This window comes from Litoreibacter sp. JB4-2, assembly GCF_055693445.1.
Genome location: NZ_CM146334.1, coordinates 440,583 through 460,912 on the forward strand (window position 1 = coordinate 440,583; position 20,330 = coordinate 460,912).

17 protein-coding genes and 1 pseudogene are annotated in these 20,330 nt (G+C 56.0%); 8 read left to right on the plus strand and 10 right to left on the minus strand.

Annotated elements, in window-relative coordinates:
- Positions 1 to 6 precede the first annotated feature (6 nt).
- Together ACZ1G7_RS02210 and ACZ1G7_RS02215 are read left to right on the plus strand one after the other, a co-directional pair.
- A complete protein-coding gene (locus ACZ1G7_RS02210; RefSeq protein ID WP_472661966.1) occupies positions 7 to 1,779 on the plus strand; it encodes a PHA/PHB synthase family protein in 1,773 nt (590 codons plus the stop codon).
- Positions 1,780 to 1,885: 106 nt separating this feature from the next.
- Positions 1,886 to 2,209 carry an NIPSNAP family protein gene (locus ACZ1G7_RS02215; RefSeq protein ID WP_472661968.1) on the plus strand — a complete coding sequence of 108 codons (324 nt, stop codon included), beginning with the start codon at positions 1,886 to 1,888 and terminating at the stop codon, positions 2,207 to 2,209.
- On the opposite strand, the gene ACZ1G7_RS02220 is transcribed toward ACZ1G7_RS02215, so the two are convergent.
- From ACZ1G7_RS02220 to ACZ1G7_RS02255, 8 genes are all read right to left on the minus strand, one after another.
- Positions 2,206 to 2,997 (minus strand): SDR family NAD(P)-dependent oxidoreductase, encoded by a 792-nt coding sequence (locus tag ACZ1G7_RS02220; protein WP_472661969.1) that lies wholly within the window; start codon positions 2,995 to 2,997, stop codon positions 2,206 to 2,208. The two genes, ACZ1G7_RS02215 and ACZ1G7_RS02220, sit on opposite strands and share 4 nt — an antisense overlap.
- A 16-nt stretch (positions 2,998 to 3,013) precedes the next feature.
- Positions 3,014 to 4,198: an acetyl-CoA C-acyltransferase family protein gene (locus tag ACZ1G7_RS02225; protein ID WP_472661971.1), complete on the minus strand. Its 1,185-nt coding sequence runs from the start codon at positions 4,196 to 4,198 to the stop codon at positions 3,014 to 3,016.
- Between the two features lie 104 nt (positions 4,199 to 4,302).
- Positions 4,303 to 6,321 carry a TRAP transporter large permease subunit gene (locus ACZ1G7_RS02230; RefSeq protein ID WP_472661972.1) on the minus strand — a complete coding sequence of 673 codons (2,019 nt, stop codon included), beginning with the start codon at positions 6,319 to 6,321 and terminating at the stop codon, positions 4,303 to 4,305.
- Positions 6,322 to 6,409: 88 nt separating this feature from the next.
- Entirely contained in the window at positions 6,410 to 7,483 is a 1,074-nt protein-coding gene (locus ACZ1G7_RS02235; protein ID WP_472661974.1) for a TRAP transporter substrate-binding protein, read from the minus strand.
- Positions 7,484 to 7,555: 72 nt separating this feature from the next.
- Positions 7,556 to 8,431: a thiamine pyrophosphate-dependent enzyme gene (locus ACZ1G7_RS02240; protein ID WP_472661975.1), complete on the minus strand. Its 876-nt coding sequence runs from the start codon at positions 8,429 to 8,431 to the stop codon at positions 7,556 to 7,558.
- A complete protein-coding gene (locus tag ACZ1G7_RS02245) occupies positions 8,431 to 9,375 on the minus strand; it encodes a transketolase family protein (RefSeq protein WP_472661976.1) in 945 nt (314 codons plus the stop codon). Before ACZ1G7_RS02245 ends, ACZ1G7_RS02240 begins: the two co-directional genes overlap by 1 nt.
- Positions 9,376 to 9,405: 30 nt before the next feature.
- On the minus strand, positions 9,406 to 10,176 hold the full coding sequence (locus tag ACZ1G7_RS02250; RefSeq protein ID WP_472661977.1) for an SDR family NAD(P)-dependent oxidoreductase: 771 nt from the start codon (positions 10,174 to 10,176) through the stop codon (positions 9,406 to 9,408).
- A gap of 363 nt (positions 10,177 to 10,539) precedes the next feature.
- A complete protein-coding gene (locus ACZ1G7_RS02255; protein WP_472661979.1) occupies positions 10,540 to 11,385 on the minus strand; it encodes a GntR family transcriptional regulator in 846 nt (281 codons plus the stop codon).
- A gap of 337 nt (positions 11,386 to 11,722) precedes the next feature.
- Between ACZ1G7_RS02255 and ACZ1G7_RS02260 the strand changes: the two are divergent.
- The 3 genes and pseudogenes from ACZ1G7_RS02260 to ACZ1G7_RS02270 all read left to right on the plus strand — a co-directional run.
- A pseudogene (locus tag ACZ1G7_RS02260) lies at positions 11,723 to 12,214 on the plus strand (SDR family NAD(P)-dependent oxidoreductase); the annotation flags it as partial.
- 149 nt (positions 12,215 to 12,363) lie between these two features.
- Positions 12,364 to 12,483, plus strand: coding sequence for an SDR family oxidoreductase (locus ACZ1G7_RS02265; RefSeq protein WP_472661980.1), 120 nt, complete (start codon positions 12,364 to 12,366; stop codon positions 12,481 to 12,483).
- A gap of 171 nt (positions 12,484 to 12,654) precedes the next feature.
- On the plus strand, positions 12,655 to 13,374 hold the full coding sequence (locus tag ACZ1G7_RS02270) for a GntR family transcriptional regulator (RefSeq protein ID WP_472661981.1): 720 nt from the start codon (positions 12,655 to 12,657) through the stop codon (positions 13,372 to 13,374).
- Between the two features lie 24 nt (positions 13,375 to 13,398).
- On the opposite strand, the gene ACZ1G7_RS02275 is transcribed toward ACZ1G7_RS02270, so the two are convergent.
- Both ACZ1G7_RS02275 and ACZ1G7_RS02280 read right to left on the minus strand, forming a co-directional pair.
- Positions 13,399 to 15,576: an alpha-ketoacid dehydrogenase subunit alpha/beta gene (locus tag ACZ1G7_RS02275; RefSeq protein ID WP_472661982.1), complete on the minus strand. Its 2,178-nt coding sequence runs from the start codon at positions 15,574 to 15,576 to the stop codon at positions 13,399 to 13,401.
- A gap of 31 nt (positions 15,577 to 15,607) precedes the next feature.
- Complete coding sequence (locus ACZ1G7_RS02280) at positions 15,608 to 16,894, minus strand: acetoin dehydrogenase dihydrolipoyllysine-residue acetyltransferase subunit (RefSeq protein ID WP_472661983.1); 1,287 nt, start codon at positions 16,892 to 16,894, stop codon at positions 15,608 to 15,610.
- Positions 16,895 to 17,335: 441 nt separating this feature from the next.
- Between ACZ1G7_RS02280 and ACZ1G7_RS02285 the strand changes: the two genes are divergently transcribed.
- The 3 genes from ACZ1G7_RS02285 (at position 17,336) to ACZ1G7_RS02295 (ending at position 20,328) form a co-directional block, all read left to right on the plus strand.
- Positions 17,336 to 18,298, plus strand: a complete 963-nt coding sequence (locus tag ACZ1G7_RS02285) for a tripartite tricarboxylate transporter substrate binding protein (protein WP_472661984.1) — start codon at positions 17,336 to 17,338, stop codon at positions 18,296 to 18,298.
- Positions 18,299 to 18,370: 72 nt separating this feature from the next.
- Positions 18,371 to 18,829, plus strand: coding sequence for a tripartite tricarboxylate transporter TctB family protein (locus ACZ1G7_RS02290; protein ID WP_472661985.1), 459 nt, complete (start codon positions 18,371 to 18,373; stop codon positions 18,827 to 18,829).
- On the plus strand, positions 18,829 to 20,328 hold the full coding sequence (locus tag ACZ1G7_RS02295; protein WP_472661987.1) for a tripartite tricarboxylate transporter permease: 1,500 nt from the start codon (positions 18,829 to 18,831) through the stop codon (positions 20,326 to 20,328). The genes ACZ1G7_RS02290 and ACZ1G7_RS02295 overlap by 1 nt, the downstream gene beginning before the upstream one ends.
- Positions 20,329 to 20,330: the final 2 nt, after the last annotated feature.

A 20,330-nucleotide genomic window follows, 5' to 3' on the forward strand; every position in this document is an offset into this window, starting at 1 on the left:
GACAGAATGGACAATATTGAAATCGACACGGGTGAAATCGCGAAAAAGATGACGCGGTTGATGCTGCTGACCCAGCGTGCCGCCGTCATCGGGCAAAAGATTCAGACCATGTCTTTGGCTAAGGCCTCGGGTTCTGAGTTTTCGTTGATGGACGGACAGACCTTGGCCACTGCCTATGCCAATACATGGTTTGACCTGATCTCAAAACCAGCAGATTTGCTGCAAGTGCAGATGGAAGCTGGCACCGCTATGACGCGTTTGTGGGAAGCCATGACCGCTGGCGAAACTGAGGCCCGAGATGCGGACCGCCGTTTCAAAGACAAAAGCTGGAATGAAGACCCGACCGCCCGGGTTTATCGCGAGGTGTACCGGGTGTTTGAGGACACGGTCGGCACGTTGCTGGATCGTCTGGATTCCCAATCTCGCGATCAACTGCGCGTGAAATTCTACAGCCGCCAGATGCTGAGTGTGCTTTCGCCGTCAAACTACTTTGCCACCAATGCCGCTGCTCAAAAGCGGTTTGTGGAAAGTGGCGGGGACAGCCTGCTGGATGGTTTGGAAAATCTGCTGAACGATTTGGAGCGCGGTGATGGCAGGTTGGATGTCGCGACAAATGATCAGACAGCTTTCACCGTGGGCGAAGATTTGGGCACGACCGAGGGAGAGGTGGTGTTTCAGAATGAGCTGATGCAGTTGATCCAGTATCACCCGCGCACTGAAAAACAGCATGAGGTGCCGTTTTTGTTCGTCCCTGCGTGGATCAACAAGTTCTACATCCTCGACATGCAGCCCAAGAACAGCCTGATCCGCTACATGCTGGACCGCGGGCATTCGGTCTTTGTGATCTCTTGGGTGAACCCAACCAAAGAACATGCCGAAGACGATTTTTCAGACTACATGACACTGGGCCCACTGGCGGCGCTGGATGCAATCCGCGACATCACAAAGCATGACAAGGCCAACATTCTTGGCTTTTGCATCGGTGGCATTCTGGTGACTGCAACATTGGCTTACTTGGCGGCAATCAAGGATGACCGGATCAATTCGGCGACGACACTGGCCACGATGGTGGATTTCGAAGACGTCGGCGAGATTGGCGTGTTCATCGACGACAACCGGCTGGAAATCCTGCGCGGGCACATGGCTGAGAAAGGGTATCTGGAGTCGCATCATCTGCAAGACATGTTTTCGATGCTGCGGGAGAATGACTTGATCTGGTCGTTCTACGAATCCAACTATCTGCGCGGCACCAAACCACGCGCCTTTGATTTGCTTTATTGGAACTCGGATTCCACGCGCCTGCCTGCAGCGATGCTGCTGTGGTATCTGGAGCAAATTTATCTCGAAAACCGCCTGCGCCGGCCCGGCGGGCTGGAAATGAACGGGGTCAAGATTGACCTCGCGAAGATCAAGACGCCTTGCTTCATCCTCGCCACGGTAGAGGACCACATTGCACCTTGGACTTCAGTTTATCCGACGACCGGATTGCTGGGCGGCGAGGTTCAATTCGTGCTCGGCGGCTCGGGCCATATTGCCGGTGTAATTAATCCACCCTCGGAGACGCGTCCCAAATACGGGTATTTAACGGCGGATACTTATCCCGCATCGCGCGACGAGTTTTTGGAAATTGCAGAAAAGCACGAAGGTAGTTGGTGGCCGCACTGGGCGGGCTGGGTCGAGGGTTTGAGCGGCGCGCTGGGGCCCGCGCGCAAGGTTGCCACACGCGGCAAGTATAAATCTATTGAACCCGCGCCCGGCAGCTATGTGCGCGCGCGCTGAGGGAAGCCATTTCTATCAATCATGTCGGTAACAAACAGAAACGTGCGTAATTGCACTAAGGGCATAAAGCCTGTCCACTGAGGACAAGAGCAAAAGGAGCCCTGATATGGCAATATTTGAAGTACGTATCTACCCCGTCAAGGAAGGCGGCATGGATGAATGGGTGGCGTTCATGCACGATCACGTTCGTCCTTTCATTGAGTCCAAAGGCATGAAGGTCGAAGCCATGTTTCGCGGGATCGAAGATCCAGACAGATACATCTTCATCCGCCGTTTTGATGACGCTGCGCATCGTGTGACGGCGACTGAGGCCGTCTATGGCTCAGAGGAATGGCAGGCCAATTACAAGCCCACCGTGCGCCGGTTGGTCGATGTTGAGAACTCGGTCATCCATGTCATGGAGGAAACCGTAGGTTCGCCACTTACCTAACCAGGTGGGTTGATCAGGTTTTCGCCGGCATCGCCGCGGATTGACAGCCCACCATCTACCACCAGGGTTGTACCGGTGATATAAGCCGCTGCTTCAGAGGCCAGGAAAGCCGCAACGCTCGCAATTTCCTCCGGCCTTGCCCACCGCCCGACCGGCGTGCGTTCGGCAATGGCGTCGCGGTCAAGGATACCTGCCTCGGCGCGCTGTTTCAGTACATCGGTCAGCACATAACCCGGTGCGATTGCATTTACCGTGATGCCGGCGCGGGCGGTCTCCAGCGCGAGCGCCTCTGTCACGCCCTGGACGGCCTTCTTGGCCGTCACATATCCGATCCGATACGGCACAGCGGCAATCGCATTTACAGATGAGATGTTGATGATCCGCCCATAGCCCGCCTTGCGCATGTCGGGAAGAACCGCACGCGACCAATTGAGCGTGCCCCCCACATGAATGTCCATCATCTCGTCGATATGCCCCATAGACAGGTCTTCCAACCGGCCTTTCTGGCGCACGACGATGCCTGCGTTGTTGACCAGTACAGACGCCGGACCCAGAGTTTTAACAACATGCTCATAGGCCCGTTTGCACGCGTTAGGATCCGTCACATCCGCAGCATGCCAACAGGATTTTTGCCCCGTCTCGTCAGCAATCGTGTTGCTTGCCACCTCAGCAGCGTTTGCGTTCAGGTCAATGATCGCGACATCGTTCCCTGTTACGGCCAAGGCATGCGCAATCGACAAGCCTATGCCCGACCCAGCTCCGGTAACGATGGCAGTGTTTTGTGTCATGTCATCTTGAGGTCGTTCATGCGCTCAGGTTCTCCACAATCAGTGCGATCCCCTGCCCGCCCCCAATGCACATCGTCGCGGCGCCGTATTTGCCGCCTGTGCGCTGCAATTCGTAAAGCAGCTTGGTGGTGATGATCGCCCCGCTGGCCCCGATGGGATGGCCAATGGCAACGGCTCCTCCGTTCGGATTGACCTTGGCAGGATCAAGGCCCAGTTCCGCGTTCACCGCGCAGGCTTGGGCGGCAAAAGCCTCATTGGACTCGATCACGTCAAGGTCGGCGACCGTCAGCCCGGCCTTGCTCAGCGCGTTCTTCATCGCAGGAACAGGCCCGATCCCCATGTATTTGGGGTCAACGCCAGCGTGACCATAGGACAGGACCCGCGCCATGGGTTTTGACCCGCTGTTGGCGGCGGCCTCCTCCGTCATCAAGACAACGGATGCCGCTCCGTCATTGATCCCCGAAGCATTACCCGCAGTAACCGATCCGTCCTTTTTGAACGCGGCGCGCAGGCGCGCCATGTCTTCGACGCTGACCGCGCTGCGGATATGTTCGTCGGTCACAAAATCAACCTCGCCTTTGCGCGACTTAATGGTCATAGGCACGATCTGTTCATCAAAATACCCAGCCTTAACGGCTGCGGCAGCCCGCCTGTGGCTTTCTGCTGCGAAGACATCCTGCGCCTCACGATCAATGCTGTATTTCTCGGCGACGTTTTCAGCGGTCACACCCATATGTCCGTGCCCAAAGGGGTCGTGCAGCACCGCGATCATCATGTCGACCGCTGACACATCGCCCATCTTCTGCCCCCAGCGACCGGCCGGCAACATGTGTGGCGCACGGCTCATGCTTTCAGTGCCACCAGCAAGGGCAATTTCAGCATCTCCCATACCAATCGCCTGAATGCCCGAAACAATCGCTTGCAGGCCAGACCCGCACAGGCGGTTCACAGTCAGCGCGGGCGCGGCCTGAGGCACGCCCGCCTCGATCCCGATCGTGCGCGAGACATACATGTCGCGCGGTTCGGTATGGATCACATTACCGTAGAAGACCTGCTGCACATCCTGTGCCGCGATCCCGGCGCGCGCGATTGCGGTTTTGGCGGTTTCGACACCCAATTGCGTGGGGGTGAACCCTTTGAGCGATCCACCAAAATCGCCAACGGCGGTGCGCGCCGCCGACGCGATTACAATGTTTGTCATGACTTAAGTTCCTTGAAATTTCCCGAAGCGCTTGCGCTGAATGTGAGGTCGTAGTGAGACAACGGAACGGCCCGTTCGATCCGGCGTTTCATCTACGGACCCCATCAATCAAGTGGTGCGAGTACATCCATGGAGTTCGGCAACCACAACACAATCTCCGGAAAGACCGTGAGTAGAATAATCACCAATACCTCGACGATCACGAAGGGTACAATCCCACGGTAGATCGTCGCCATGGAGACGTTGTACTTCTTGGCCACGCCGTGGATTACGAAGACATTGATGCCGACTGGCGGCGTGATCTGTCCCATCTCCATCATGATGACCATGATCACGCCGAACCAGATCGGATCAAACCCAAGGCCAACCACGGTTGGAAACAGGATCGGAAGGGTTAGCATCATCATTGGGATGATGTTCATCACCATCCCCAACACCAGATAGAGCAGCAGGATAAGAACGTAGATCACATAACGAGATACTTCGAGCGTGTTGAGGAAGTTGGCAAAAGACAACGGTAGATCTGTCAGCGTAATGAAATAGCCCAGAAGTCCGACGCCGATCAGGATTGTAAAGATCATGGCGCTGGTGGTGGTTGCCTCGAGCATAGCATCAAATAGCTTGTGGCGGTTGAATCCTTTTGAGAAGAGCGCGATCACAAGCGCGCCACTTGCGCCCACGCCACCGGCCTCCGTTGGGGTCAAAATACCCGAATAGATACCGCCGATCACAGCAGCGAAAAGTGCGCCCACGGGCCAGATGTCAAAGATCGATTGGGCGACCTGACGGGCCGTGAACTTTTCTGACTTTGGGCCAAGCGCAGGATTGATGAGGCACTGCACGTAAGCTGCAAGCGCAAATCCTACGGTCAGGATGATGCCGGGGATGATCCCGGCCATGAACATCTTACCAATCGATTGCTCGGTGATGATCCCGTACACAACAAAGCCAATGCTGGGTGGGATCAAAATGCCGAGCGTTCCACCTGCCGCGACGGCTCCGGTCGCGAGTGAATCGTCGTAGTTGTATTTCTTCATCTCCGGGATCGAGACTGATCCCATGGTCGCGGCGGAGGCCACGGAATCTCCGCAGATCGCGGCAAACCCGCCGCAGCCCGCGACGGTCCCGACGGCAAGACCACCCGGTAGCCGTCCGAAGACCTTGATCCCGGCATTGTAAAGCTTCGCGCCTATGCCTGCATGAAGGATGAGGAAGCCCATCAAAAGGAAGAATGGGATGACCACAAAGAAGTAGACCGCAACGGAATCGTAGGTGTTGATCTTGGCCACGTTGAACGCGACATCGCTGCCGATCAGGTAGAACAAACCAGTAAGCCCGGCAAAGGCCATGGAGAACCCTACCGGGAACCCCAGGAGAAGAATGATCATCAGGAAAATCGTGTAGAAAATCCCGATAGTTGGCGAACTTAAATCAGGTGAGATCAGCTTCAAAATATCTGCGGAATAGATCCCAAGTGCGGCCACGACAATAATCCCGACCAGCATGGGAATGAATGTGCCCCGTTCCTTGTGATGTTGGTAAAGGCCCGACAGATGGGAGAAGAGCAGCGCCACCAGAACGAACGCCAAAAGCAGTGTGCCCAGCGAGACGACGCCATAGAGCAACCAATAAGGCATTTGGATGATGTCGGAAATTTCTTCCCGCCTCAGCGCTTCCATGGAGCGCGATGCGGTCAGCAAACTCATCGCGCCGAAAATGAAGGCGCCCCAGATGCTGAACACAGATTGCAGCGCGCTATTGGTATGCGCAGACATCATAGAGGTGATCAGATCGACAGATACATGCTGATTTTTGAGCATCGTATAGGCAATGCTGAAGAAAGCCATGAAGACCAGCATGAAGGTTTGCAGTTCGATCATGCCTGAAAGCGGGCTGTTGAAGATCATGCGGCTGGCCAAGTCGACCACCATTGCAAGCGACATCAGCAACGTAACAACAGCCGCCGCATAACAGAGATATTTGCAAATCGGGTCCAGAACGCGGTGCATGGCACGGGCAAAATTGCCGAACCCGTCGTCGCCTGCCTGGGCCTGCGGAAGGCCGCCACCTTCAAGCTCTGCGATGCTGACAGGGGTGTCGTCGTCTGAGTCTTGCTTGGCCATGCTCTGTTTCTCCCGAGACTTTTCTCGTGTTCATGTATCGGCGTTTTTGTTGGGGGCTGGCCCTACTAGGCCCGCCCCCAGACTGGATTTACTCCTGCCAGTCGTCGCCCCACCAATCGGCGGGTGTGTACTCCATGCCTTTGAACTCGGCTGTGTACTCGCGGACGCTTGCCAGAATGGCCTCGCCGTCATTGCCCTTCTCAGCCATCAGAGCCATCCAAGTGTCATAGGCGGGCTGCGCTTTCGCAACCCACTTGGCCTTTTCTTCGTCCGAGAGGCGCACAATCTTGTCGCCGCGGCCTTCCATTTTGCTCACAGAGGACTGGCGACGATTGTCGACAAGGGCTGCCGTGTAGTTGGTCAGTTCATTTTCCATGGACTTGAAAATGTCCTGCTGCTCAGGTGTCAGCTCGTCCCAAACAGGTTTCGCCATTGCCATTGGGATCATCACAAACGGACCGCCGACAAGCGAGTGGTTGGATGTATGGTCCGTCATCTTCCACTTGATCATCGGCGCGGTTGGGAACCAGATGCCGTCGATCGCCTTACGTTGCAGGGACACGTAGAGGTCTTCCAGCTTGATGTTGCGCGGCGTTGCGCCGAGCAGCTCGCTATATGTTACCCCAGACTTCGAGAAGGAGCCGATCTCAAGACCTTGCAGGTCTTCCAACGTTTCAACCGCGTCGACATCTTTGTGAATATGCAGGTTGAAAAAGTCCGATACGTGGAAGCCAAGAGGCACCAATCCCTCGAACTCGGCCTGCACTTCGGGAATGTTGTGATACATCTTCTGGAACACGTGGTTCGCTTCGACCGTGCTGTCGAACTGGAACGGCAATGTCATGACATGCGTGGTTGGAAACAGGCTTTCCTGCGTGAAAATGCCGGTGGTCACGACTACATCGACAAGCCCGGATTTCAGGCCATCAACAGTTTGTGGCGCTTTGACCAGCGTGCCGCCATGGAACCACTTGAACGTGATCTCCCCATCGGTCCGGCGCGTGATTTCATCGAAATAGCGCTTATAGGCATACTCTACGAGGTAATGGCTTTCAGGCTCGTAACTGCCTACTTTCAGCTCCAAAGCCGATGCCGCTGGTGCGGTGAACGTGGCTGCCACGGCAGATACCGCAAGCGCCTTGATCCAATTTGTGTGTTTCATTTGTTTCTCCTCCAAGTTGTTCAGTTATGCCTGTGTTTTTTCAGGTCTTGGCGACGAGATGGCCTCCTATATTCACCCCATCGCTGCGAGTTCGTTTTCGAGCCTTTCGATAGTGCCTAGGATTTCTTTCCAGCCTGGCTCCCACTCCAGGAACCCGGTGTCCCAGCGACCGTTCGCACCGACGAAATGGGCGAATGGGATTGCGTCGCGATAGACTTTGATGCCTTCAAAAATCTTGGTGTCGGCCACCATCGCATAGGGCTTGTCCTTGATCGTTTTGGCCTCTGCGAAGGCGTCGAGGACTTCCGGGATTGAATTTCCGTTGATCCGGCGCGCGTGAAAGCCGAAGGCCTCCAGCTTTTCTGGGACCGGCTCTACCGCCAGCACATCCGAAGTTTTACCAGTGGCACCGAGATCATTGTTGTCGATGATGATCATGAAGTTCGACAGCTTGTGATGGGCAGCGAACATGAAGGCCTCCCAAACCGATCCTTCGTGCAACTCACCATCCGACAAAAGGCAATAGATGCGCTTGTCGCTACCCTTCATGCGCTCGCCCAGCGCGATCCCGGCGGCCTGTGACACGCCCGTGCCTAGCGAGCCGGACGTGATTTCAAAACCGCGCGCGCCTTCAATCGGGCTTTGGTCGATTGGGGAGCCATCCGCGCCCATCGTGCGAAGCTCCTCCATTGTGTAGATGCCCATTTCCGCCATGGCAGCAAAATTTATGATCGTGTCGTGCCCGTTGGAGTTGATGAACCGGTCATGATACCAGTCCGCTCCGTCGGAACGCATTTCATCGAAGTAAAGACACGCCCCAAAGTCGGACAGTGCGACGCCCTGCCCCGCATAGCCGCCGCGTTGCATGCAGACATCGACCACGTTGCGGCGCAGTTTAGCAGCCCAAAGTTCCAGTGTTTTGATGCGCTTATCGGAGTTACTTGTCATCAGATTACCTCCTCAATGCGCTTGGCAAGGGTTTCGGCGTCTAGGCCGAAAACACTGCGGATATGTTTGATGGATCCGCCCGGCGCCCAGGTGTTGGGAAGCCCGATGCGCGTCACACGCGGCCCGCGCCCGACCGAGCAGATGATCTCGCTCACCAACCCACCAAGACCTGTGGAGATTTGGTGGTTTTCGACCGTGACGATCTCGTCATGCGCAAAGCAGTAATCGATGATTTCCTGCTCATTGACTGGCTTGAGCGTGGGCACATGCAGCAGCGAATGGTCAAAGCCGCGATCCACAAGAATATCCGATGCTTCAACGGCCCATTGCGAAGCGTGCCCGCAGGAAATAATGCCGACTTTGGAGCCGGTCCGTAGCGGATAAGTTTTTCCGATCTCAAATTTGAACGTGTCCGGATCCAGCCACTTGGGCGTTGTCCCGCGATGTCCGCGCATGTAGATCAGGCCGGGCCGGTCACAGGCTGCATCGAGCGCCTGAGCAAAGTCCGTGACATCCATCGGGTCGATAACCGTGGCATGAGCAATCGCACGGGTCATCCCAAGGTCTTCGGTTGACTGATGATGGATCGGGGCCGGACTGGAGATGCCCGGCGTGAAGCCCAGACAAATGCCAGTATTCTTGCTGGTGCCCATACAGATCACCATCTGATCGAAGGCGCGCCGCGATGCGTAGCTGGCAAAGGTCGATGTGATTGGCACGAACCCCGCCTTTGCAAGACCCGCTGCAATGCCGACCTGGTTCTGTTCCGCCATGCCAGCATCCACATATTGATCCGGCAGGTCCTTTGTGACCTTGAACAGGTCGACATACTGGCTGAGATCCGCGCTCATCATGATGACATTTTCGCGGCGTTTGCATAGATCAAAGCTGATGTCGTCAAAGGCTGACGGAACCATCTCGCGTTTGTCTTTTTCTAGCAGCATGTGGAAACGGTCCTTGTTATTGCGAGGTGTTCAGAGTGCACCGGCGACATGAAATCCTCCGCCGCCCGCGTCTAAGTGCGCGCCAGTGACCAGCGAAGCTTCTGGTGACATCAGCCAGTACGCGATGTTTGCTATTTCCTGCGTGGTTCCCAGACGCCCGTTGGGTATGGAGTTTTCGACCGCTTTCTTGAGGTCCGCATTTGCTTCGAGACCGGCTGTCATCGGGCTGGCCACTGCCCCGGGTCGAATGGAGTTCACCCGGATCCCATCTATCGCGACCTCTTTGGCGATCCCTTTGGTAAAGACATCAACGGCCCCCTTTGAGGCAGCATAAACCGCATGGCCCGGCCGGCCGCCGATAGTGGATGCCATTGAGGCTATATTTACGATCGAACCGCCCTTGCCACCCGTCGCGGGCGACATAAGTTTGACGGCCTCCCGGCACCCGATCATGAGCCCGGTCACGTTGATCGCGATCATCCGCGAAATCTTTTCAAAATTGATTTCGCGCACCGGCGCGCCGACAAAGATACCAGCTGAATGGACGACCCCGGTAGGTGGCCCGAACGCGTCGTTGGCCGCCTGGTAAGCCGCGACGACTTCATTCTCTAAAGCAATATCTGCAGGGAAAAACACGGCGTGCCCGCCGCCCTGCTCTATTTCCTGAACCAATTGATTTGCAAATTCGCGTTCTTCTTCAAGGGAGACAATCGAAATAGCATGGCCGTGCCGCGCAGCAAGCCGCGCTGTGGCAGCGCCCATGCCGCTGGCCCCGCCCGTTATCAAGCAATGCGCTGTCATGCGGATCTTCTCATGAAACTTCCCTCCCCTGGCCCGTTAGACATGCGCATTTATGGGCGCTTCGACCTAAAAGGCTTAAGGTCAGAGGTCTGACCTCTGAAAAAGGAGTAGAAGTTTAGACCTTTAGAGTCAACACCCGAGAAACTTCCTCCCGCAATTGTCGTTGTGACAGTCTGTTCTGTCGGCATTAGATCCACCCTCCGAGTGCGGCGGTTAGATGGCGGCTCCGGCAAACGATGTAGTGACTCTCCCTTTGCCGACGGGCGGCCAACTACCGTCGATAACAAAAAAATGCGGGGCTATAAGAATTTACGCAAGTACCCACATTTTTGTAAGTAAGGGTGAGTAAGGGGATTCCAGGGATTAGCTGTTGGTCATCCCGCTCAAATGCGCACTGACAATGGTCGGCGGGAGGGGTTTTGACGCGACCGGGGATTGTTGGTTCTCTGCTGTCGCAAGCGCGGGCCGTTCGGCGGCAAAGCGGATATCGACATGCGCAGTGTTGTACCAAGTGACCGAGTAGCTAAGCGAGCTACCGCTTTCCAAGTGCGTGCCATACTCAACAAGCATGACTGGGTCTGCCTCGCGCAGCCGCAATCGGCGCGCAGTGTCTGCGGGAGCCGGAACTACGGTCAGTCGCCCATCAGCGCGCATTACCCTGCTGCGAAGCTGGTCTTCGTACATGGCGACAAGTGTGTTGTCGTCCACATCAAAGCCGCTGGCATCGAATGTTTTGCCGTCGACATCTGCGCGCACCGCGTCAATCGTCCGTTGGATTGCGACGCCATCCGCACAAAACACGCGATCAACAAACCAATATCCGGCGTTTTCATCGGTATTCAGCAGACCCGCGACCTTTGCATCAGCCTTGCGGCGCTTGATCGAAAGGTCCGTCACCGTGGGCACCTGCCCGCTTTCGCGGATCAAGGCAGGTGCACTGCGAATATGGGGCAATGGGACAATGACCGGTTGGGCTTCGGCCGGCTTTCGTACAATCGTACCAACGCCCCACTTCTTTTCGATCAGTCCCGCTTGCCATAGGCTGCCGAACGCTTCGCGCAGTTTGGCGCGACTGACCCCCATGCTTTCTGACAATTTGATTTCGGATGGCAACCTGTCGCCATCTTTGAAATCAGCCTCGATCATAGTCCGCAGGCGCAAGGTTATATCGGTTGGATCGTTCAGCACTTTCCCCTCGCGGATCGTCAAGAACAGCGTCAGCGGCCCTACGAGGTCTGACCTGTTCGGACTACAGCAGTGCAGCCTGGCAATCAAGTATCGGACGTCTGCGGCGACATCCGCCAGTGCTGCTTAAAGGGGAATAACGCCCTGCGCCTCGACGACATTGACAAAAAGTTGCCTTAGCGCCATGCAGCAAGTACAGGCGGATTACGCGCTAACCACCGTTTTTGTTCGTAAAGCAAGATGACGATCAGTATGCGAGCAGCCGTCAGTAAAACTGAAGCGACGCGTCCGTCACGAGTAAAGTCGCGCGTCTGCGCGTGGGGCCGTCTAAAAATCGATATGCGGAACAGGAAAGTGTCACATGGATCTGAATTTGAAGGGTAAGAACGCAGCGATCGCAGGGGCGACGCGCGGAATCGGGAAAGCGATTGCCGAGCTGTTGGCTGCCGAAGGCTGCAATGTTTCGATCTGTGCACGCAACGGAGCGGAGGTCGAAAAAGTGGTATCCGGCCTGACTGACTACGGTGTGACGGCCATGGGCGCTTCCGTCGATGCAACCGACAGGCAGTCACAAGCTGCATGGATCAATGATAGCGCCGAAAAACTTGGCGGGCTCGATATTTTCATCGCCAATGTCAGCGCGCTCAATCAGGGTTCGGACGAAGATGCCTGGCGGCAAAGTTTTGAAGTGGACATGATGGCGACGTTTAACGGTGTTGATGCTGCTGTCCCTCACCTGCAAAAGTCTCAGGCGGGTGCGATGGTCCTGATTGCCTCCATCGCCGCGTTGCACGTGCCTGGCGGAGCCAAGCCTTACGGCGCCATGAAAGCGGCAGTGATCAACTATGCCAAAGGGCTTGCGCGGTCACTCGCATCGGACGGGGTTCGGGTGAATGCGATCTCCCCGGAAACATCTATTTCGAAGACGGCGTATGGGGAAAGGTTGAGCGTAACAATCCTGAGTTTTTTGAAAAACAGGTGGCCTCCAACCCTTTCGGTCGAATGGGAACGCCAGAAGAAGTTGCAAATGCTGCCGTGTATTTGGCAAGCCCAGCGGCGAGTTTTGTGTCCGGTACGAACCTACTTGTCGATGGTGCCCTAACTTTGGGCGTTCAGTACTAAGCTAAAGCATCAAAATGGCCTGATATTACCTGCAACGCCGTGATGGCATTGCATTCAAACGACGTGCTCCCCAAATTAGTGGTCCAAACGCGTCAAGAAGCTTGTGATACCGTTCGCCTACGTTGTAACTTAGGTCTAGACGTTTGAACTAGATCGTAAGGAGCGGTTGCCATGAACCTGCAATCAATGCGCCGTCAAGATGTGCCCCTTCATGCGGAAGTGGCCGCAGTATTGCGGCACCAAATCCGGTCTGGTGAGCTTGCTCATGGTGCAAAGCTGCCTGCATTGCGCGAATTGACCGAAACGCTTGGCGTTGCGCGGATGACGGTGATCCAGGCGATGAACACCTTGGAGGAAGAAGGGCTGATCGAGCGGTATTCTGGCCGCGGCACCTTTGTGCGCAAGGTAGAGTTGACCGACAGGTACACCCTGAAAGTGCAAGCCGACATCTCGCAGGTCTATGCGATGGTTTCTCAGCTGAAGGTCGATGTTCGGGACGATCATTCCGATCTGGAAATATGCATAGTGGACGGGCGCGAGTACCGCATGATGCAACGCATCCACCTGAAAGACGACAAGCCTTTCTGCTATGTCGAATTGAAAGTGGACAAGGAAGTCTTTGAAGGCGCGCCGGATCGCTTTGCACATGAGATCGCCGTGATGGTCCTGAAAGATATCGGCGCGCCGGTCGCGTCAGCCAATCAGAAGATTACGATATCCTATGCGGATTTTTCTCTGGCTGCGGCGCTCGGTGTTGCTGTCAATTCAGCGGTGTTTCGGGTCAAACGTGACTTCTTCGATCAGGATGGCAAGTTGCTATATTCGGCCATACTCGCTTATCCCGGCGATCTGTTGGAACTGGAAATCGATTTTACTCTGCCGACCGCCTGATCAGACTCGGCTCGACACCCTAAGTTAAGCCGTCTCTGTCAGCCTAGTCATCATCTGCGCCACATCCGCCTTGGAAGCGATTGCCGCTTCATTCAACACGCGTGAGACAGTCGGCGCGGCCAGACCGCCGGTCGCGCGCAGCACCTCAAAATCCAGCATGTCAAAGAACCGCTCCTGGATCTCGCCGGCCCAGCGCCCGGCCAAGGCCATGCTGCTTGCGGATTCCTCTGCAATCATGACACGCCCGGTCTTTTCGATTGAAGCACCAATCAGATCCCAATCCACGCCGTGATAGTCCGTGTTGCGTACATCAATCACTTCGGCATCTACGCCGATTTCATTGGCCGCCTTGACGGAGGTTTCTACCATCGTCGACGTCGCAATGACGGTGCAGGCAGACCCCTCTCGCACGATATGCGCTTTTCCAAACGGAATGCAGTAGTCGCGCCGACCTTTGGGAACCAGATGTGATTTTTGGTAGAGGCCCGTATGCTCGATGACCGCGACCGGGTCATTGCACCGCAGCGCTGCGTTCATCATACCGATGTAGTCAAATGCGTTTGTTGGTGAAAAGATGCGCCAGCCTGGAAAGAGGTCAAAGAGCGCTGATGGATCGCAGGAGTGTTGGGACCCGTATCCCGTATGCGGTGAAATCCGTACACGCAGAACTACGGGCACCGGAAAATCGCCACCGAACATGTGCCGCGCCTTGCCGGCGCCATGGGCGATCTGATCGGCGGCTGTGAAGCAGAAGTCGCCAAACATGATCTCAGCGACCGGCCGCAACCCGTTTAAGGCGGCCCCTAACGCAACGCCGGTGAACCCGTTCTCGGCAATCGGCATCGGCAGAATGCGATCCGGGAAATTGTTGATCACGCCTTTGGTCATCCCGCTGACCCCGCCGCTCATCTTGTGAACATCCTCGCCGTAGACGATGATCGTTGGGTCACGTTGCATGGCATCGACGATGACATCTGATGCAGCTGCCACCAGTTTGAGATTTTCGGTTTCCATATTGGCTAGATCTGCATGGTCGATGAACTCGGCATCATTCAACTCGCTCAGATCACCCAAAATACCATGATCAACCGTCGCCGGGTCAGGCCAGAGCTGTTCGGGGATTTGCAAAGTGTTGCTGCCGGGTTTGGGTTCTGCGACCTGAGATGCCGCAGAAGAAACCGCGCCAGAAACAAGCTCATCGATACGCGCAAATTTTGCGTCATCGAGCAGGCCCATTTCGCGCAAACGCGCCTCGGTGCGCAGAACGCCGTCTTTGGCCCACCATTCGGCCTCTTCCTCTTTGGTGCGGTAGCCTAGATCGCTGCCGAGCTTGTCGCTCGACTGGTGATAGTGGCGGAAGACAATGGCTTCGATCACGACTGGTCCGCCTCCGTCGCGGATGATCTTGCGGGCCTCCTGCATGGCAAGGTTCACAGCAACGATGTCCATGCCATCAACCGTGATAGACGGTACGCCCAGCATTGCCCCGCGTGAGGATAGCCGGACTTCGCGCGTGACTTCTTCGAGCCGGGTCGAAACGCCCATCATATTATTTTCAACAAAAAAGATCGTCGGCAGACCATGGGCGCCCGCAATGTTAATCGCCTCATAGCTGGCGCCATTCTGGGTCGCCCCATCGCCAAAAAAGGCAACTGAGACGCGGTCTCGCCCAAGCACTTTGTCGGCCAGGCCATACCCCGCCGCCTGAGGCGGGTTGCCGCCCACTATGGCCGAAGTTCCCATGACACCCGCTTCAGAATAGCGCATGTGCATGGACCCGCCGCGCCCCCCGCAATAGCCGGGCTCCAGCCCCATGATCTCAGCCATGAAGCGATAGACGGTATCGTTCATCTCCGGCGTGAAATCGTCGCTCAACGGGTCAAACCCATCGGGTGTGACGGCAGTTATCAGCTTCATCAGCACCTGGTGGTGCGCCCGGTGCGTGCCGTTCATGCTGTCGTCCTTGGTCAGCACAGACATCGCCCCTACCGCGCCGACCTCCTGCCCGATACTGGCATGGGCCGGGCCGTGGATCAGACCCAGCTTATCAAGTTCCAGCAGCTTTTGTTCGAACCGGCGCACCAACATCATTTGGCAATACCATTGCACCAGCTTGTCCGGATCGGCCTTCTTCCAATCCGCCATGGTTGTCTCAAGTTCGATCCAAAGGGCTTGGGGGGTCAGGGTCTTGCGCTTGGGCATTGGTGTGTCCTTGTTCGGAAAGGTCTTGAGATTAGGCGCTGCGGCGAACTTCTTCGAGAATGCGCAGCGCGTCTCGACGGTGTTCGAAATGCGGTAGATGCCCGCAGCTGTCCCACAGGTGCAGCGCGGCATTGCCGGGAAGGTTGCGGGTCGCTTCTACTGGCAGGATCTGGTCCTGCCGGCCAAAAATGACGCGGAGAGGGCCGAGATAGGCTGCAAGATCATCCAGCACGTTGAACCTTTGCGTTCCATCAGGGAAGAAGGTCTGTGCGAACCCTTGAAGGGCTGCAAACATCTCGTCGGAGGTGCGCGACTGAACAGTGCGCTCGACAAATAGGTCAGAGATGATCGCGGGATCATCGACCAACTGGGTCAGCCAAGGATAAAGGCTATCTGCACTGCGCGCGCGTTGCATGGCAGATACAAAGCTCGGGTTGATTTCGGGCGAAAGGCCCGCAGGTGCATAGAGGCAAAGCGCCCGAATGCGCAGCACACCACGACTGGCTAAGCGCGCGGCAACGGCGCCGCCAAAAGAGTGCGCGGCGATCATAAGGTCTGTGATGCCTTCAGCCTGAAGGGTAGCTTCCACTGCAGCGGCAATTCCATCCAGATCGGCAGGCACCTGCGGTCCAGAAGCGCCATGGCCCGGCAGATCAACCGCTATCGCGGGCCAATCGTAGCGGGCCCCGGACAACATGGCCCCCCAAGCCGTGGCATCCGCCGAAAAACCATGAAGGAATACGACGGGCAGACCGTCCCCCTTTTGATACCAGACTGTATTCAGCGGGCTGACCGATGTACCAACCGGTGCGATTGCCGCCGGAGACGCCGCAAGCGCAGCCAGAACGTCTTTCTTTTGCACCCGGCCATTTGGCCCGGTCCCTTTTATATGATCAAGCGAGACGCCGTTTTCACGCGCGATCCGACGGGCAAGAGGTGTGGATTTCACCCGACCCGACTGCGGTGAAGTCAAGTCAGGCTGCGGCGTCAAAGCCGCCGGTGACGGTTCTGATTTTGGCTTAGGCGGTACTGGCGGTGCCACGTCTGGCTTCGGCATTGCCGCCGCGGCTTCCATCTCCTCGCGCGTATCATAGATCGTCGCAACAACGTCTCCGACGTCAATTTCTTCGCCGATTCCTGCTAATCCATCGATGAAGCCGTCTGCCGGACTTTCAACCTCGATGACGGCCTTGTCGTCTTCGACTTCGAACAGGGCGTCACCTGTCGCAACCTTGTCCCCCGCTGAAACGATCCAATTGGAGATTTCTCCGCTGGTCTTTTCCAGGTTGGCTTTCGGGAAAGTGACAGAAGTCGGCATTATTGGGATCTCTCCGAAAGGCTGTTTCTTCTAGCTATTTTCGTCGTCGCGAATGCCTGCCGGTAAAGGCCTGCGAGAATATGACGGCAATAGCGAAGCGGTTGAGTTTTCTTTGAGAAGTGATCGCCCGTCACAGGCAACTGGCAGGCACGTATCGCCAATTTCATTTTAGCGTCCAAGGTGATCAACTTTCCCATGGCACAGTTAACGTAGCAGAGCAAAGTCAGATGCCGCGAGCCGCCGCACGTTTGTTATTTGCGCTAACTGCACATATTTTTATATTGCTAGACGTTTAGACCTATTGCAATTTCATTGTCAACGCAATCTTCTCTGGACATGCTCTCAACGTCCAAAAGTTAAAACTTGACAAGGGCAACCCACTTATAAAAGGTTTAGACATCTAGCACTTTAATGATGCTAGAGCCAAATGGGAGGAGAATCATGAAATTTACAACACTGGTCAGGGCAGCCGCAGCGGCGCTTTGCCTGACAGCTGGCGCAGCGGTGGCCGATTACCCTGACAAGCCAATCAATGTTGTCGTATCATTCGCTGCTGGCGGCAACGCTGACATACTTGCGCGCCTGTCCGCTGAGGCAATGAGTGCAGATCTGGGTGTGCCCGTCAACGTAATCAACAAACCTGGTGGCGCGCATATCCCTGCAACAATGAGTGTAAAGGAAGCCCCGGCGGATGGTTACACCATCCTGAATTGGGCCCCGCCCAACTTTATGGTTGTGCCTTTGACACGCGCGGTTCCTTACAACGTGCAGGAAGATTTCGTCCCAATCTACGCGCTCGCGACAGCATCAAACGCGCTCTACGTGCGCAGTGACAGCCCTTATCAGACCTTCGAGGAATTCGTCGAAGGGGCTAAAGAAACCAAGTTGGCCATGGGCGTCAATAATCTGGGCGCCCCGCCCAATCTTAGCGCCGTTCAGCTTGCCAGCGAATTTGGTTTGGAATTCAAGACGATTGCTTTGAAGACCGTTCCTGCAACGATGACGGGGCTTGTAGGTGGTCAGGTTGATGTAGCCGTAGGCCAGCTCGCGTCGTTCTCCAATTTCAAAGACAAAGTGCGCCCGTTGATCATTCTGGACAACAATCGCCTGCCCTATTTTGAAACGCGTCTGCCTGGCGTTCGTACCGTTGGCGAAGCATTCCCAGGCAAGAACGCCGGTGTTTGGGTCCGTGGTGGTTTTGCCGTGAAAGCCGGCACGCCGCAGGAGATTGTCGATCGGTTGATCGAAGCGTCATCCGCGTTGGGATCACCAGAGTTTGCGGCCAAAGTGCCGCCGGGAATTGATATCGACTACGTAGAAGGTGGCAGCGTCCCTGCCATTATTCAGGGTGGTGTTGATCTTTATTCCCCGATCTTGGATGGGCTTGGCTTGCTCAAAAAGTAAGACGTACCAAGCGCCCGGTTCGACCAAGGTGGCACCGGGCGCCTACCATTAGTTTTTCAGCGGAGAAGTTACATGCTCTCTCAGCGCATGGCGAACATCGTCTTTCTCATTCTTGTTCTAATTGCTGCGGCCTATTTTGCCTGGCTCGCTGAAGGGTTTGAAGCCGCGGGATTGCTGGCCTCCTCTGGCCTGCCTTCCAAATTCTTTCCTCAGCTTCTGCTGGGCCTGATCGCGGGATGCGCGGTGATTGTACTGCTGACCTATATCACCAAGGGATCAGCTGGCGCTGACGAAGGACAGACCGTCTACGGCGCACCTATCGAAGCCTTGCGCGGGCTTATGACGCTTGTTGCGGTTCTGATTGCCTATGTGATCTGGCGCAATGTTGGCTACGTCGCCATGACGGCTTTCATTGGGCCCGCAACGCTCGCCACGATGGGCGTGCGCAACCCGATTATCTACGTCGTTGTGCTGGCGCTCGCCGCCGTTATCTACCTCGTCTTTTCGCAGCTTTTGGGGACACAGTTCTGATGTTTGATCTTGTCGCAATCGGCGCTGCTTTCAGCAATCTGGCTGATCCTTTTACGCTGCTTATGCTGGTTCTGGGTATTGTTCTCGGGCTGGTTATCGGAATTTTGCCGGGCCTTGGGCCACCCATCGCAATCGCGCTTGCCCTGCCCTTCACGTTTTACATGGATGCAATCCCGTCGCTGGTGCTTTTACTCGCGATCTATAATGCCGCGATTTACGGGGGCTCTATTTCCGCCGTATCGGTCGGGATCCCTGGAACGGGGGCGGCTATTGCGACGGTTCTGGACGGCAACCAGATGTTCAAACAAGGCCGTGGCGGCGAGGCACTGGGCCTGTCGTTGACTGCCTCTATCATCGGTGGCCTGATCAGCGTGATCGCCTTGACTTTCATCGCGCCCATACTGGCAGAGTTCGCCATCAAGTTCGGGCCTCGAGAATATCTTGCCATAAGCATCTTCGGCCTCGTCGTTGTTGTCCGTGTGGCGGGTGCAAGTCTGTTTAAAGGTCTTTTGGCAGGCTGTCTGGGGATCTGGCTAACAACCTGGGGGCTTGACGAGCTGAACGGAGCCGAACGTTACACCTTTGGCACTTACCACCTTTACGAAGGCATTCCACTGGTGCCCTTCCTTGTTGGTATCTTCGCCGTATCGGAAGTTCTGATTGGTGCGGAAACGGCGCTGAAAAAGGTAAAGTTTGACGCCACCAGCATGACGGTAAAACTGCCGGGGATGGCGATGCTGTCACGCCTCAAGGGCAACCTTATGCGCTCTTCGTTGCTGGGTACAATCATCGGCATCATTCCCGGTGAAGGGGCTGCTGTTGCCGCCTTCTTTGCGTATTCCGAAGAGAAGCGCCGCTCCAAAACGCCTGAGAAATTCGGCACGGGAATCCCTGAGGGGATCGTTGCCCCTGAGTCGGCCAACAATGCCACTGTTGGCGGTGCTCTCATCCCAACATTGACCCTTGGCGTTCCGGGTAGCCCGGCTGCTGCTGTGCTACTGGGGGCCTTCCTGATCCAGGGTCTGGCTCCCGGGCCGACGCTGTTTGAGGAACGGCCCGACATTATGTTCTCGCTGTTTCTGGGTCTGTTTCTGATCAACATACTGCTGCTTTTCATCGGGCTGGTCGCCATTCGGTTTGCGGCCAAACTGATCATGGTGCCGATGTCGGTGATCGTGCCGACAGTTCTGTTGCTGAGCGTGACTGGGATCTATTCGGTGTCCAATAGCCTGTTTAGCGTTGGTATTTTGTTGGGTGCCGGCGTGCTGGGTTACGTGCTGCGCAAGCTAGGGTTCTCAATCGCGCCGCTCTCCATCGGGTTTGTTCTAGGCCACATCCTCGAAAACGCGCTGCGCCAGTCAATCACCATCGCAGATGGCAGTGTAGCGGAATTCTTCAACACGCCGATTGGCCTCTTCATTTATGCCGCTTTATTCCTGACCATCATGTGGGGACCGTTATCGCAGATGATTTGGGGCGGGAAGAAGAACGTAGGATAGGA

Coding starts and splice junctions, on each gene's coding strand:
- ACZ1G7_RS02210 (WP_472661966.1), top strand. CDS start 7: ATGGACAATATTGAAATCGACACGGGTGAAATCGCGAAAAAGATGACG.
- ACZ1G7_RS02215 (WP_472661968.1), top strand. CDS start 1,886: ATGGCAATATTTGAAGTACGTATCTACCCCGTCAAGGAAGGCGGCATG.
- ACZ1G7_RS02220 (WP_472661969.1), bottom strand. CDS start 2,997: ATGACACAAAACACTGCCATCGTTACCGGAGCTGGGTCGGGCATAGGC.
- ACZ1G7_RS02225 (WP_472661971.1), bottom strand. CDS start 4,198: ATGACAAACATTGTAATCGCGTCGGCGGCGCGCACCGCCGTTGGCGAT.
- ACZ1G7_RS02230 (WP_472661972.1), bottom strand. CDS start 6,321: ATGGCCAAGCAAGACTCAGACGACGACACCCCTGTCAGCATCGCAGAG.
- ACZ1G7_RS02235 (WP_472661974.1), bottom strand. CDS start 7,483: ATGAAACACACAAATTGGATCAAGGCGCTTGCGGTATCTGCCGTGGCA.
- ACZ1G7_RS02240 (WP_472661975.1), bottom strand. CDS start 8,431: ATGACAAGTAACTCCGATAAGCGCATCAAAACACTGGAACTTTGGGCT.
- ACZ1G7_RS02245 (WP_472661976.1), bottom strand. CDS start 9,375: ATGCTGCTAGAAAAAGACAAACGCGAGATGGTTCCGTCAGCCTTTGAC.
- ACZ1G7_RS02250 (WP_472661977.1), bottom strand. CDS start 10,176: ATGACAGCGCATTGCTTGATAACGGGCGGGGCCAGCGGCATGGGCGCT.
- ACZ1G7_RS02265 (WP_472661980.1), top strand. CDS start 12,364: ATGGGAACGCCAGAAGAAGTTGCAAATGCTGCCGTGTATTTGGCAAGC.
- ACZ1G7_RS02270 (WP_472661981.1), top strand. CDS start 12,655: ATGAACCTGCAATCAATGCGCCGTCAAGATGTGCCCCTTCATGCGGAA.
- ACZ1G7_RS02275 (WP_472661982.1), bottom strand. CDS start 15,576: ATGCCCAAGCGCAAGACCCTGACCCCCCAAGCCCTTTGGATCGAACTT.
- ACZ1G7_RS02280 (WP_472661983.1), bottom strand. CDS start 16,894: ATGCCGACTTCTGTCACTTTCCCGAAAGCCAACCTGGAAAAGACCAGC.
- ACZ1G7_RS02285 (WP_472661984.1), top strand. CDS start 17,336: ATGAAATTTACAACACTGGTCAGGGCAGCCGCAGCGGCGCTTTGCCTG.
- ACZ1G7_RS02290 (WP_472661985.1), top strand. CDS start 18,371: ATGCTCTCTCAGCGCATGGCGAACATCGTCTTTCTCATTCTTGTTCTA.
- ACZ1G7_RS02295 (WP_472661987.1), top strand. CDS start 18,829: ATGTTTGATCTTGTCGCAATCGGCGCTGCTTTCAGCAATCTGGCTGAT.